This is a genomic window from Pedobacter sp. Leaf41, assembly GCF_001422545.1.
Lineage (GTDB): Bacteria > Bacteroidota > Bacteroidia > Sphingobacteriales > Sphingobacteriaceae > Pedobacter.
In genome coordinates this window covers 262,633-277,612 of record NZ_LMLE01000011.1, presented here as the reverse complement: position 1 = coordinate 277,612, position 14,980 = coordinate 262,633, and the positions used below count along the sequence as shown (strand labels likewise).

General features: G+C 39.2%; 10 protein-coding genes. 8 read left to right on the top strand and 2 right to left on the bottom strand.

Annotated features, from left to right (window positions below; genetic code table 11):
- Positions 1-5 precede the first annotated feature (5 nt).
- From ASE92_RS18860 to ASE92_RS18840, 5 genes are all read left to right on the top strand, one after another.
- Positions 6-1,478, top strand: a complete 1,473-nt coding sequence (locus tag ASE92_RS18860; RefSeq protein WP_056851674.1) for a RagB/SusD family nutrient uptake outer membrane protein — start codon at positions 6-8, stop codon at positions 1,476-1,478.
- Positions 1,479-1,536: 58 nt separating this feature from the next.
- Complete coding sequence (locus ASE92_RS18855) at positions 1,537-2,922, top strand: glucoamylase family protein (protein ID WP_056851813.1); 1,386 nt, start codon at positions 1,537-1,539, stop codon at positions 2,920-2,922.
- An 89-nt stretch (positions 2,923-3,011) separates the two neighbouring features.
- On the top strand, positions 3,012-4,757 hold the full coding sequence (locus tag ASE92_RS18850; RefSeq protein WP_056851673.1) for a discoidin domain-containing protein: 1,746 nt from the start codon (positions 3,012-3,014) through the stop codon (positions 4,755-4,757).
- A gap of 113 nt (positions 4,758-4,870) precedes the next feature.
- Complete coding sequence (gene bglX / locus ASE92_RS18845) at positions 4,871-7,168, top strand: beta-glucosidase BglX (protein WP_056851672.1); 2,298 nt, start codon at positions 4,871-4,873, stop codon at positions 7,166-7,168.
- A gap of 67 nt (positions 7,169-7,235) precedes the next feature.
- On the top strand, positions 7,236-8,018 hold the full coding sequence (locus ASE92_RS18840) for a dienelactone hydrolase family protein (protein ID WP_056851671.1): 783 nt from the start codon (positions 7,236-7,238) through the stop codon (positions 8,016-8,018).
- Between the two features lie 185 nt (positions 8,019-8,203).
- Here the strand turns inward: ASE92_RS18840 and ASE92_RS18835 are convergent, their stop codons facing one another.
- On the bottom strand, positions 8,204-8,932 hold the full coding sequence (locus tag ASE92_RS18835; protein ID WP_056851670.1) for a YebC/PmpR family DNA-binding transcriptional regulator: 729 nt from the start codon (positions 8,930-8,932) through the stop codon (positions 8,204-8,206).
- A gap of 79 nt (positions 8,933-9,011) precedes the next feature.
- On the bottom strand, positions 9,012-9,959 hold the full coding sequence (locus ASE92_RS18830) for an NAD-dependent epimerase/dehydratase family protein (protein ID WP_056851669.1): 948 nt from the start codon (positions 9,957-9,959) through the stop codon (positions 9,012-9,014).
- Positions 9,960-10,150: 191 nt separating this feature from the next.
- Here ASE92_RS18830 and ASE92_RS18825 point away from each other — a divergent pair, with 191 nt between their 5' ends.
- The 3 genes from ASE92_RS18825 to ASE92_RS18815 all read left to right on the top strand — a co-directional run bounded on the left by ASE92_RS18825 (position 10,151) and on the right by ASE92_RS18815 (position 14,961).
- Positions 10,151-10,711: a sigma-70 family RNA polymerase sigma factor gene (locus tag ASE92_RS18825; protein ID WP_056851668.1), complete on the top strand. Its 561-nt coding sequence runs from the start codon at positions 10,151-10,153 to the stop codon at positions 10,709-10,711.
- Between the two features lie 105 nt (positions 10,712-10,816).
- Positions 10,817-11,839: a FecR family protein gene (locus ASE92_RS18820; RefSeq protein WP_056851667.1), complete on the top strand. Its 1,023-nt coding sequence runs from the start codon at positions 10,817-10,819 to the stop codon at positions 11,837-11,839.
- A 191-nt stretch (positions 11,840-12,030) separates the two neighbouring features.
- Complete coding sequence (locus ASE92_RS18815; protein ID WP_056851666.1) at positions 12,031-14,961, top strand: TonB-dependent receptor; 2,931 nt, start codon at positions 12,031-12,033, stop codon at positions 14,959-14,961.
- Positions 14,962-14,980: the final 19 nt, after the last annotated feature.

The following is a 14,980-nucleotide window of genomic DNA, read 5'->3' as shown; positions in this document are numbered from 1 at the left end:
ACACAATGAAAAAGAATATAAATTTACAATCTTGCATTATTGCCACAGCTTTGGGATCAATGCTTTTCACAGCATCGTGTAAAAAAGATTTCTTAAATGTTCCACCACAAGCTCAACAACCTTCCGTTACGTTCTGGAAAACTCAGGATGACGCTTTAAAGGGTGTTAATGCGATGTATGCGAATTTAAGAAGTTGGGATAATGTTGCTTTCAATGCAATTGCTATTGAAAGTACCGGATCAGACGAAGCAGATAAAGGCAGTACACCTACTGATGCCACTTTTTTTAACTTATTTGATCAGTTTACCGTTACATCAACCCAAGGCAGTTTGCAAGGATTCTGGACTGGTCAATACCAGAACATCAATCTTTGTAATCAGGTATTGGATAACGTGCCAAACATTACAATGGATGCTGCATTGAAATCGAGATTTCTGGCTGAAGCAAAGTTTATTCGTGCCTATTCTTACTTTAGGTTAGTTAGGGCCTATGGCAATGTTCCTTTGAGGTTGAATGTTCCTAAGGATAACACGGAATACAATATCCGACAATCAGATAAAGCTAATGTTTATGCTCAAATCGAAAAGGATTTAACCGAAGCGGCTACCGTATTGCCTCAATCGTATGGTGCCGCCGACCTGGGCAGGGCGACCCGAGGTGCAGCTTTAGGATTAAAAGCAAAAGCAGCCATGTATCAGAAGAAATGGGCGGATGTACTGGCGCTTACCAATCAGGTGATGGTCTTAGGCTACGATTTATTTTCTGATTACGAAAAACTCTTCAGAACACAGAATGAAAATAATGTAGAATCCTTATTTGAAGTGCAGGCAGAGTTGTTACAAAGTAATGGTGATGCTTCAAATTCGCAATATAGCCAGGTACAAGGTGTTGCTGGAGTGATGGGATGGGGCTTCAACACGCCTTCTGCAGAATTAGCGTCGGCTTATGAGTCGGGCGATCCAAGAAGAGATGCCACCATTTTGTTTAGAGGCGAAACTACGCCGCAAGGTGATTTGGTTCCAACAACGGTTCCTAATGAACGCTATAATCAGAAATCGTATGTTCCTTTCAACACCAGAGTTTCAGGGTTTAATGAAGGTGCGCAACAGAATTTCAGAGTATTAAGGTTTGCTGATATTCTGTTAATGAATGCGGAAGCTGCAAACGAGTTAGGAAACCCAACTCAGGCACTGACTTCGCTTAACAGAGTGCGCAGAAGGGCAAGGGGTAACAATGCCAACATTCTCCCTGATGTTACGACGACAGATCAAACTGCATTGAGAAATGCCATTTGGAAAGAAAGACAGGTTGAGCTAGCCATGGAAAATGACCGATATTTTGATGTAATCAGACAAGGAAGAGCACTTCAGGTATTCGGACCTAAAGGTTGGAAAGCAAACAAAAATGAAGTTTGGCCAATTCCTCAAACTGAAATAGATTTAAGTGGTGGTTTATTAAAGCAAAACCCTGGTTACTAAAACTAAACAATTTGATAAAGGTTGCCAGTTGCCTGGCAACCTTTTTTACTTTTTTGATATGATACTAAAAGGCTTCACATCGCGAAATCCCCTCTATTTTAAGCTTCTGGCAATTGTTTTCATGTGCATTACTTCCTGCACCAATGGTGATAGCCAAACCAATAACCCGAATGTAAAGATCAAACAAGGCTTATCTGATGATCAGTTACTTGATCTGGTACAAAGGCAGACCTACAAATATTTCTATGAAGGTGCAGAACCCATTTCCGGTCTTTCGAGAGAACGCTATCACAGCGATAATATCTATCCACAAAATGATAAAGACATTATTGCTACCGGTGCCAGCGGCTTTGGTATGATGGGAACAATTGTTGCCATCGAACGTAAATTTATCACCAGAGAAGAAGGATTTAGTCACCTGAAAAAAGGCCTGGATTTTCTAAGCAAAGCAGATCGTTTTCATGGTGCCTGGCCACATTGGATGCTGCCTTCTGGCAAGGCCAAAGCATTTGGCAAAGATGATGATGCAGGCGATTTAGTCGAAACATCATTTTTGGCGCAAGCTTTAATTTGTGTTCGCCAATATTACGCAAAGGGCAATACTCAAGAAAAGGAATTGGCAGCAAAAGCTGATGAGCTCTGGAGGGGTATTGACTGGAACTTTTACAGAAAAGACAATGAGAATGTATTGTACTGGCATTGGTCGCCCAACTCTGGCTGGAAGATGAATTTTGCCATTACTGGTTACAACGAATGTTTAATTACCTATGTATTGGCGGCCTGTTCGCCAACGCATGGCGTACCCGCTGCAGTATATCACCAAGGCTGGGCTAAAAGTGGCAAGATAAATACAAATCTTTCTCTGTACGGCCATCCGGTTAAACTAAAACACAACGTAGTTGGCGAGAATGTAGGTCCATTATTCTGGGCTCATTATTCTTACCTGGGCTTAAATCCGACAGGATTAAAAGATAGGTACGCCAATTATTGGGAGGAGAATAAAAGCCACACTTTAATCAATTATGATTATGCTATTCAAAACCCAAAAGGATTTAAAGGTTACGGAAAAAATTCATGGGGATTGACGGCAAGCTATTCTGTTAAGGGTTATGCAGCACACAATCCACAAGAAGATTTAGGTGTAATTGCGCCTACCGCAGCGCTTTCATCTTATCCTTATGCCAAAAAAGAGAGTATGCAGGTAATCAGAAATTTATATGAAAACCTAAATGATAAGGTTTGGGGAGAGTTTGGTTTTTACGATGCTTATAGTGAAACGGAAAACTGGTTTCCAAAAAGATATATCGGGATAGATCAGGGACCAATTGTAGTTATGATTGAGAACGGTAGAACCGGTTTATTGTGGAATTTATTCATGAGTGCACCAGAAATAAAAAGTGGATTAACAAAGTTAGGATTTGAAAGTCCGGAGATAAAGCAATGAGGAAAGCCACAGATTCACAGATTAAAAATTTTATAATGCGTTATATAAACAATCTGCGAATCTGCGGCTAAAAAGCAAATAGCAACAACATGAGAAAAACCATACTTACACTTTTCTTCATACTATCATTTCTGGCTGTACTTGCTCAGAAGCAAAAAACCTATTGCAACCCAATCAATGTGGATTATGGTTACACGCCTTTCGAATCTTTTACCGAATGGGGCAAACACAGGGCAACGGCCGATCCGGTTATTGTGAATTACAAAGGTGAATATCTATTGTTCAGCACTAATCAGTGGGGTTACTGGCACAGTTCGGATATGTTGAACTGGAAATTTATAGAACGCAAATTTCTTCGCCCCTGGAATAAAACAAAAGATGAACTTTGCGCACCAGGTGTTGGTATTATCGGTGATACCGTTGTGGTGTTCGGAAGTACTTACACCAAAAATTTCACGCTCTGGGGAAGCACAGATCCACTGGGCAATAAATGGTTTCCATTGGTCGATTCATTGGAAATCGGTGGCTGGGATCCTGCATTCTTTACCGATGATGATGGGAAATTTTACATGTACAATGGCAGTAGTAATAATTATCCGATGTATGGCGTTGAGCTCGATCGAAAAACATTTCAACCAAAAGGATCACGTATGCCAATGTATTTACTAGAAAGCTGGCGCTATGGCTGGCAACGTTTTGGCGAGTACATGGACAATACCTTTCTTGACCCTTTTGCCGAAGGCGCCTGGATGACCAAACACAATGGAAAATACTATTTTCAGTATGGTGCGCCGGGAACGGAATTTAGTGGCTATTCTGATGGAGTAGTAGTGGGTACAAAGCCACTTTTTTACGACTCGCAGTTTACACCACAATCCGATCCACTAAGTTATAAAGGTGGTGGATTTTCCCGAGGTGCTGGTCATGGAGCAACCTTTCAGGATAACAGCAAAAATTACTGGCACATCTCTACCAGCATCATTTGTGTAAAAAACACCTGGGAACGCAGAATGGGAATTTGGCCAACAGGTTTTGATAAAGATGATGTAATGTGGACGAATACGGCCTTCGGTGATTATCCACTTTATCTCCCGTCAGAAAGAAAAGAAAATGGACCAGCGGGGCCAGGTTGGATGCTCATCAATTATAAAAAACCAATTACGGTTTCTTCAACGCTTGGTGCTTTCCATGCAAACAATGCAGTGGATGAAAGTATAAAGACCTATTGGAGCGCCAAAACGGCTAATAATGGCGAGTGGATTCAAACCGATTTAGGAAGCTTAGCCACAGTAAACGCTATCCAAATAAACTATGCCGATCAAGATGCTGAATTTATCGGCAAGCAAATCGGCATTTATCACCAATATAAAATCCTTTCCTCAACAGATGGAAAGAAATGGACAACATTGGTGGATAAAAGTCAGAATAAAACTGATGTTCCCCATGATTATATCGAGTTGGAAAAACCTGTTAAAACACGATATATCAAGATGGTGAATATCCACATGCCAACCGGCAAATTTGCCATTAGCGGCCTTCGCGTTTTTGGAAATGGAAACGGCGAAAAACCATCGGAAGTTAAAAACCTAATTGTGCTCAGAACAGAGAAAGATAAGCGCAGTGCTTACATTAAGTGGCAGCCTGTTGATAATGCATTTGCCTATAATTTGTATTACGGCACAGCTCCAGATAAATTGTATAACTGCATTATGATTCATGATTTCAATGAGTATTGGTTTAAAGCGATGGACAGCCAAAAGGCTTATTATTTTTCTATTGAAGCTATAAATGAAAATGGCGTTTCAGCCAAAACTAAAGTGAAGAAAGTGGACTAAATTTTAAAAGCATAAAACACACATATAATGAAACCATCATGATTTTGCCAATCACAAACACTAGTGAGTAAAATCATGATAGCTTCATAACCATCGAAAACAAATTTACACATATGAAAAAAGCGAAAATCCTAGTTGTTTTTTTAACATCCTTAGCCCTGAATATTTCAGCGCAAACCAAAAAACCGATATCTCCTGAAGAGGCCAAGATGAATACTTTTATCAGCAACCTGATGGCAAAGATGACGATTGACGAAAAAATCGGGCAGCTCAACTTGCCTAGTTCTGGCGATATTACCACTGGGCAGGCGAATAGTAGCGATATCGGAAAAAAGATTAAAGACGGCCAGGTGGGTGGTTTGTTCAATATAAAAGGCGTTGATAAAATTAAAGCGGTACAAAAAGTTGCCGTTGAAGACAGCAGGTTGAAAATTCCATTACTTTTCGGGATGGATGTGATTCACGGTTACAATACCGTTTTTCCAATTCCACTGGGCATGAGCGCAACCTGGAATATGACAGCAGTAGAAAAATCGGCAAGGGTTGCAGCTATTGAAGCCAGCGCTAGCGGTATCAACTGGACCTTCTCTCCTATGGTTGATATCTCCCGCGATCCGCGTTGGGGAAGAATTTCTGAAGGCAGTGGAGAAGATGCTTATCTAGGGTCTAAAATTGCCGCTGCTATGGTAAAAGGTTATCAAGGTAAGTTGCAGGCCAATAATGAAATATTGGCTTGCGTTAAACATTATGCATTGTATGGAGCGGCAGAGGCTGGTAGAGATTACAATACCACCGATATGAGCAAAGTGCGCATGTATAACGAATATTTCCCACCGTACAAAGCAGCGGTAGATGCAGGTGCAGCAAGTATTATGGCCTCTTTTAATGAGGTTGATGGTATTCCAGCGACAGGAAGTAAATGGCTAATGACAGAAGTTTTGCGTAACCAATGGGGTTTCAAAGGTTTCGTAGTTACGGATTATACGGGTATTCCTGAAATGATTGCACATGGTATGGGCGATTTACAAACTGTTTCTGCTTTGGCCATGAACGCTGGTATTGATATGGATATGGTTGGAGAAGGTTTTCTGGGCACATTAAAAAAATCACTTGCCGAGAAAAAAGTAAGCATCAATGAAATAAACAGGGCTTGTCGTTTAATCCTTCAAGCTAAATATAAGTTGGGTTTGTTTACTGACCCTTACAAATTCTGCGATCCAACAAGAGCTGAAAAAGAGGTATTCAATGCAGAAAACCGCCAGATAGCCCGTGAAATTTCAGCCGAAAGTTTTGTTTTATTAAAAAACAACAATAACCTGCTTCCACTTAAAAAAACCGGCACTATTGGTTTAATCGGTCCTTTGGCTGATAACACGGCGAATATGTATGGTACCTGGAGCGTTGCGGCTTTGTTCGATCAGTCGGTAACGGTGTTGCAAGGTTTAAAAAATGCTTTGGGTAATGACGCTAAAATTTTAACGGCTCGTGGCTCAAACTTTTTAGCCGATTCTGCTGCAGAACACCGCTATGTTAACGTTCACAATCCAACCTACAAACGCGATCCAAGATCAGAAGAAGAAATGATCAAGGAGGCAGTGAGAGTTGCCGAAAAATCAGATGTGGTAATTGCCACTATGGGTGAAGGTTCTGAATTTACGGGTGAGGCCAGTAGCGTTACCGACATTCAAATTCCAGAAACTCAGAAAAACCTTTTAAAAGCTTTGGCAAAAACAGGAAAACCAATTGTGTTGGTATTATTTACTGGTCGCCCGTTGGCATTGAAATGGGAGCAGGAAAATATCCCGGCGATATTAAACGTTTGGTTTCCTGGCAGCGAAGCTGGAAATTCTATCGCCGATGCACTTTTTGGAAAAGTAAATCCTTCGGGTAAATTGAGTGCAACTTTCCCTCAAAATGTGGGTCAGGTGCCGCTTTATTATGCCCACAAAAATACTGGTCGCCCTCTGGCAGAAGGCAAATGGTTCGAGAAATTCCGTTCCAATTATCTAGATGTGAGCAACGATCCTTTATATCCATTTGGTTTTGGTTTAAGCTACACCACTTTCAATTACAGCGATGTTAAACTGAGTGCAAATACCTTAACCAAAGGCAAATCGATTACAGCTTCTGTAACCTTAAGCAATACTGGTAAATACGATGGTAAAGAAGTTGTTCAACTTTATATTCGCGATTTAGTTGGAAGCATTACGCGTCCGGTTAAAGAATTGAAAGGTTTCCAGAAAGTGAGTTTAAAAGCGGGCGAAAGCAAGACAATATCTTTCAATATCTCAGAAAATGATTTGAAGTTTTATAATTCTGATTTAAAATTTGTAGCTGAACCTGGAGAGTTCCAGGTATTTATCGGTACAAATTCCAGAGATGTAAAAGCAGCATCATTTACACTAAAATAATCAAGGTTAGGTTTAATCATGAGCCCTGCACTATTGTAAAATAGGCAGGGTTTTTTATTTTTGCTAGATGAAGAATATTTTTCTAACCATCTTTTTGCTCCTTGCAACGATCAATTTAAATGCTCAGGATTTAAAAAAATATGATCGGGGAAGTTTTATCAAAGGAAAGGATTCGATCTATTACAGAATCCTTTTTCCAGAAAATTTCAACCCTAAACAGAAGTACCCGATATTGTTTGTATTGCATGGGCGTGGAGAAAGCGGCAATGACAACGAGAAACAACTGACCCACGGGGCGAAATTATTTCTAAAAGAAGGTATAAGGCGAAACTTCCCCGCTATCATCGTATTTCCACAGTGCCCGGCTGATAGCTATTGGGCAAACGTCAACATCACTACAAACGATAAGGGCAAAAGGAATTTTAGTTTCATTGAAAATGGAAAACCTACAAAAGCCATGCATGCTCTACAGGGAATGGTTAAGGATTTTTTAAAAAAACCCTTTGTAAATAAGGAGCAGGTTTATGTGGGCGGCCTATCTATGGGAGGCATGGGAACTTATGAACTATTGAGAAGAAAGCGTAACACTTTTGCTGCAGCTTTTGCCATTTGCGGTGGCGATAACACCAACAATATTAAGAAATACAAAAATATCCCTTTATGGATTTTTCATGGCGGAAAAGATGACATTGTTGATCCGGCATTTTCTATGGCGATTGCCGAAAGGCTAAAAGTAGTTGGTAGAGAGGTTAAGTTTACGCTCTATCCAAATGCAAACCATAACAGCTGGGACAGTGCATTTGCTGAACCAGACTTGTTGCCCTGGTTGTTTGGGCATCAGAAGGATTAAGAAAATTAATCCATCGTCATCCCGACCGGAGTGCAACGTAGCGGAGAGATCTTTTCCATCTGTTTTCTGTTCAGGGATTTCTCGGCTTCGCTCGAAAAGACGGTTGAGGTTACTATGGGGATCAGAAAACACAAAAGGCTTGGAGAATAAATCCTCAAGCCTTTTGTGTTCATTTTTGAAAATCCTTACTCCGCCATATTATGATAAACCGCCTGCACATCATCATCTTCCTCTAATTTATCAATCAACTTCATTACATCAGCAGCTTGCTCTTCTGTAACTTCGTGGTGCGATAATGCGATACGTTCTAGTTTAGAGCTTTTCAGTTCAATCCCTTTTTCTTCCAAAGCTTTTTGTAAAGAACCAAAATTTTCGAAAGCACCTTGTGCTACGGCGATATCGTTTCCTTCCTCGTCGGCCTCTACATATAATTCTTCCAAGCCCGCATCAATCAATTCAAACTCTAATTCTTCCAAATCCAAACCTTCTGCAGGTGCAAAACGGAAAATAGATTTCCGGTTAAAAATGAAGTCTAATGAACCTGTTTTACCTAAAGAACCGTCGGTTTTATTGAAATAACTCCGAACGTTTGCTACGGTACGGTTGGTATTATCTGTAGCCGTTTCAATTAATACCGCTACCCCATGAGGTGCATAACCTTCGTAAACAATTTCTTCGTAATTGGCCATCGATTTATCGGATGCCCGCTTAATAGCCGCCTCCACCCTATCCTTTGGCATGTTTACCGCCTTTGCATTTTGCATTGCAGTACGCAGGCGAGAGTTTGTTTCAGGATGAGGCCCTGATTCTTTCACCGCCATTACGATATCTTTACCAATACGCGTAAACTGAACCGCCATTTTGGCCCAACGCTTAAACTTTCTTTCTTTTCTAAATTCGAATGCTCTTCCCATTTTTAGTATTAAGTATTTAGGATCAGGTATCAAGAACGGGGTTAAAACACCCGAAACCTTCCACCTTAAACTACCTACCTTATTTTTTTAAATTATTTAACATATCGGTTGTCAGTTTCGATAAATCGAACTCCGGTTTCCATCCCCAATCTTTTGCTGCATTACTATCATCAATTGAACGTGGCCAACTATTTGCAATTTGCTGCCTTGGATCAGTTTCGGATGTGTAAGTTAAGGTAAAATCCGGAATATGTTTTCTGATTTCTGCTGCCAAAATTTCTGGCGTAAAACTTACCCCACCAAAGTTATAACTGCTACGAACCGTAATCTGATCTGATGGAGCATCCATCAATTCTATCGTCCCGCGGATTGCATCATCCATATACATCATTGGCAATTCGGTACCAGCATTTAAAAAACTTTGATAACTTCCTTTCTTTAATGCATCATGAAAAATATGAATAGCATAATCTGTTGTTCCTCCACCTGGAGCAGCTTTCCAGCTAATTAATCCAGGATAACGGATACTGCGCACATCCAAACCATATTTTTGGTTATAATATTCGCACCAGCGTTCTCCTGCCAGTTTACTTATTCCATATACCGTGTTCGGGTCCATCACACAATATTGATTCGTGTTATCTTTGGGAGAATTTGGTCCGAAAACAGCTATTGAACTTGGCCAGTAAACCTTTGCAACCTTATATTCTAAAGCTAAATCTAACACATTTAAAAGCCCATTCATATTCAAATCCCAGGCTAGCTTTGGATTTTGCTCACCAGTTGCTGATAATAGCGCAGCTAAAAGATAAACCTGCGTAGGCTTATACTTTTTGAAAATGCCATTAATCATCTCTTTATCCAAAACGTTTACGAACTCAAAGGGCGCAGAATTTTTGATGTCGTAATCTGGTCGTCGAATATCACAAGCCACTACATGATCATCACCATAAATTTTTCTTAAAATGGTAACCAATTCGGTTCCAATTTGCCCATTAGAGCCTAAAACAATAATATTTTCCTGCATAATTTTTTAGAGATTGAGCAAAGGTAAAAAAATGAGACAAAAGGCATATAAAATATTTACGCTTAGGTGCATGCTTTAAAAATTACAGGGTATAAATACGGAAGATTATTGCTAAATTTAATCAGAAATGGAATTTCAGAATGAAATAATTTCCTACATTTACTTCATTCCTAGCTAACCAAAACGAATTAATGACGCTCCAAGAGCCTGAAAAGTCTATCGATTTACTTGTGCGCCTAAAGCTAGGTGATAAGCAGGCTTATGAAAAGATTTACTTCACTTTTAGTAAAGAACTGTTATATGCAGCCTTTAAAAAAACTGGTGATAAGGTTGTAGCGGAAGAGTTGGTGCAAAATATTTTTATCTCCCTTTGGGAAAAACGACAAGATCTACAAATCAATAACCTCCAGGCTTATCTTTTTGGTGCTTTAAAGCTAAGTGTAATTAACCATGTACGTAGTTTGGTGATGGAAAATAAATACATGGAGTACCAAACCTTAACATATAATGAAAATCATCAAGACACAGCCAATCTCGTAGATCTGCATGATTTATCATCAATTATAGAAGAAGGCATCAATTCATTGCCGGAAAAAACTCAGGAAGTCTTCCGTTTAAGTCGTTACCAGCACCAATCCGTAAAGGATATTTCCACTGACTTAAATATATCTGAAAAGGCGGTGGAATATCATATTACCCGCTCTATCAAAAGAATTAAAGAATATATTAAAAATTTTTACCTCTTTTTTTAGTTTGATAATCAACAAGTTATGATTATTATTTATTTTTTTATGATGATGCGTTAGGGATACTGGCTTGTTATGTTACTTGTATAATATAGAGCCAAATATTTCCTTATGAACCAGAAATCATTCAACGATTTACTCCTCCGTTATCAAAACGGGAACTGCACCGATGCCGAAAAGCTTTGGGTAGACAAATGGTATCATAATTTAAATAATAAAAATTACAACGACCTTTCTTCGAGCGAGCTTGATGAAATGCAGGATAAAATCTGGCTCAACATTAACCACTCCGGCGAAAAGCAAATTGACACACTAAAAGTTAAAAGATTATGGCCAAAATTTGCAATAGCCGCTTCAATCATGATCGCTTTTTTTCTTGGAGGCTTATATCTTTATAATTATAACCCTACTGAACAGGCCTTTATCAATGAAAATGGCGATATAGCGCTGATCAGCAAAACAAACAACACAAATGGGTTAATGGACATAAAGCTTAGCGATGAAAGTGTAGTAACACTTAAGCCTAATGCTAACATCTTATACCCAGAGGTTTTTGCCGACAATAAGAGAACTATTTACTTAAAAGGCACAGCTTTCTTCTCAGTAAGTAAGAATGCGAAGCGCCCATTTTATGTTTATAATCAAAAGTTGGTTGTTCGTGTTTTGGGAACCAGCTTTTGGGTAAAAGAATCAACCGATAAAATGCCTGCGCAAGTTGCAGTTAGAACCGGAAAAGTACAGGTGCAAGAAAATGAGAAAAGCACATTCCTTGGTTTATCAAAAGAAAAATTAGCTCAACCTATTTTGCTAACGCCCAATCAAAAAGGTGTATTTAGCAATCATCAGTTAAGCAAAACGCTGGTAAATAAGCCTATTCCACTGGCAGAAGCTTATAATATACCAACAAGTGTTAGTTATAATTTCAAAGAGGAAAGTGTAAAACAAATCTTCAAAACCCTTACCGAAGCCTACGGAATTGAAATAAAAGCTGATAACGAGCAGATATCAAATTATACTTTTACCGGAGATTTAAGCAAAAAAGGCCTATATGAGCAGCTCGATTTAATCTGCGGAACCATTTCAAGCAAGTATTATATTCAAGGAACCAGCATTGTGGTTTCGAACAAAAACTAACCAAATTATATAAAATTATGAAGAAAGCAGTAACCTATTTCAGTCAGTAGCCGCCGCTACCTATCCATAATATTTCTAAAAAACAAAGCCGACAATGTGGGGCATTGCCGGCGAGTTAAATACGTTAGAATGTATTCATGGTATTTCTATGTCCAATAAATCCAATCATTTAATGAACAATAACCAAATTTATGAAAAAAAATCAACTTATTTCGCTGGCGATATATGCAATGAGAGTTTCGATTTACCAAATACTTGCAATAACTATTTTCACTTGTGCTGCATTTGCCAAAAATGTCGACGCTCAGGAATTTTTAAATAAACCAATTTCGATCAAAGCCGATCAAACTGATATTAAGACCATTATCTCCAAAACAGAAATGTTAGCAAACGTAAAGTTTGTGTACAGTCCGCAATTAATAAATTCTGATAGAAAAATCTCTATCAATGTAGTAAACCAAAAACTTAAATACTTTCTTGAGAATTCGCTAAAACGTTATGACGTGGGATATAGGATAGTTAAAGATCAAATTTTACTCTATTCTATTCCTGCTAATAACAATCTGGAGTTGCTGAAAGCCTTCGATGGTGTAGTTACCGGTAAGGTTTTAGATAGCAAAGGCAATCCAATTCCTGGCGTTTCTATAACCGTAAAAGGCAAAACAATCGGTACCACCACCGATGAAAATGGAAATTTCGCACTAAAAGGACTTACGGTTGATAGCCGCATCTTAGTGGTGCGTTATGTAGGTTATATTTCTAAAGAAGTAAGTCTTTCGGCTGGCAATGCCGATGAAAACATTAGCATTAGCTTATCAGAAGATAATCTTCAACTGGAAAGTGTAATGGTAACAGGCGGTAATCCAAAGAAAAAACTCGAAAGTTCGGTAGCAATCACTTCCGTAAGCAATAAAGACATTACCAATAGAGCACCATTAAACAGTACCGATTTGTTGAAAGCGATACCCGGTTTAACGGTAGAAAGCACGGGTGGCGATGGACCAGGTAATGTTTGGGTACGTGGTTTTCCACAACAAGGCGGATACATCTTTTTAGGTATCCAAGAAGATGGCTTACCACTTTTGCCCACCGGATTCAACACCAATCCATCGGTAGATCAATACTATAAAACTGATTTAACCATCCAAAACATTGAAGCTGTAAGAGGTGGTAATGCTTCCATTATACAAGCAAATACGCCAGGTGCAGTGGTTAATAATTTGAGTTACGTTGGTGCCGACAAACAATATGGCCAGGTGAAATTTACCACAGGATTTTCTCAAGGTTTATACCGCTTTGATGGGAATACTGGTGGAAAAATAAATGATCAGATTAAATACAACATTGGTGGTTTTTATCGTACAGATAATGGCGTTGTCGATCAAGGTTTTAATCCAGCCAACCAAGGTGGACAAATTAAAGGCAACATGACTTTTAATTTCAAAAACAACAAAGGTTTTATTCGTGTATATGGTAAGTACTTAAATGATAAGGTTCAGTTTTTATTAACCAGCTATTATCCATACGATGGAACAGGCAAGCCTACCACCTACCGCGATTATAACATGGCTACGCAATCAATTGTGCCTTTGCAAACCGATTGGAGTTACAATGATCCTACAACCGGCGCTCACAGCTTCAGTTTAAAAGATGGTATCCATACCAAACTGGGTTCTGCAGGGTTTCAATTTAATTATTTAACAGATGGCGGATGGCAGATTGTGAACAACTTCCGCTACCAAAATACGCACACCAACAGTACTTATACCGCACCTGCAGGTATAACCGCAAGAACATCAGCTGTTCCTTATTATTATCCAGGTGGAGCAGTGGCGCCTTTTGTTTCAGGAGATTATGTGGTAACCTCAAATGCCCAAGGCCAACTTAATAGCGATGTTCAAATTGTAAATTACCTGGATTTGAAGAAAACCATTAAAAACCACAGTTTAAACATTGGTGCAGGTATTCATCAATACAATAGAGATGATTTACGTTTTGCTTTCCGTTCTTTTACCGAATTCAAAGAACACCCAAGCATTATATTACAATCGCCAAATGCCCTTGAGCGTACAATACAAACTAAAAACACCTTTATTGGTGACACAAGAACTTTATCGTTGTATGCTGGTGATGAAATCAAAATTTCTGAGCAATGGCGTTTGGATATCGGTGCAAGAATCGATAACCAGAATGTAAAGGGCGACAGACCTTACTACGCATTGAATGCTAACGGAACAGTGAACATTGCGGCAGCGGCAAGTCCTAATATTTTAGGTTATACCGCTTACGATGAGACGTTAACAAACTGGTCTGCTTCAGTAGGTGCAAATTACAAAATAAGCACTACAGCTAGTATGTTTGCTCGTGCTACCAAAGCGTACAATGCACCAAATATTGGCGATTATAATGCATCGGCTTATAATGGTGCAAACATTAAGAAACGTCCGGTGTACTTAGGCGAAGTGGGTTTTAAATATGCTAAAAACAACCTGGCTATTTTTGCCTCTGGAAGTTATTCAGCAATCAAAAATGTTTCATTAACCATTAATGTACCAACGGTTGCAGCTGGCCAACAAGCCCTGGTTGCTTTTGGTTCTACCCGTACCTGGAGTGCAGAATACGAAATTTCGTATAAAATATTTAAACCTTTAAGTTTAAGATTTACCGGTACTTTACAAGATTCGAAATATACCGATTACGAAGCCAACACTAGTGGAAACGCCGCTGTTGCAGCAGAATTCGGGAATCGAGTGTATAGTTTTACCGGCAATAGAACGGAGAGGGTTCCTGTTTTAAACACTGAGTTAGGAGCTAATTACGATTTTAAAAACTTTAATTTATACGTGGCTGCAAACTATGTTGGTAGTCGCTTCACCTCTCCTAGCGAAAGCTATAAGTTACCAGGATATGTGGTAATGAAAGCTGGTGCCGGTTATAACTTCAGCAAAAAAGTGGCGATAAGATTTTGGGCAGACAACTTGTTAGATGCGAAAGTGTTGACTGAAGGTGACGTTCGTGGAGATCAATTCAGAGATTTCTCTACTGTAACGCCTGGTCAATTGATGATTGGCCGAACTTTACTTCAACGTACTTTCTGGGGATCATTGGCTTATTCATTGTAACATTCAAAGCCGGAGTTTA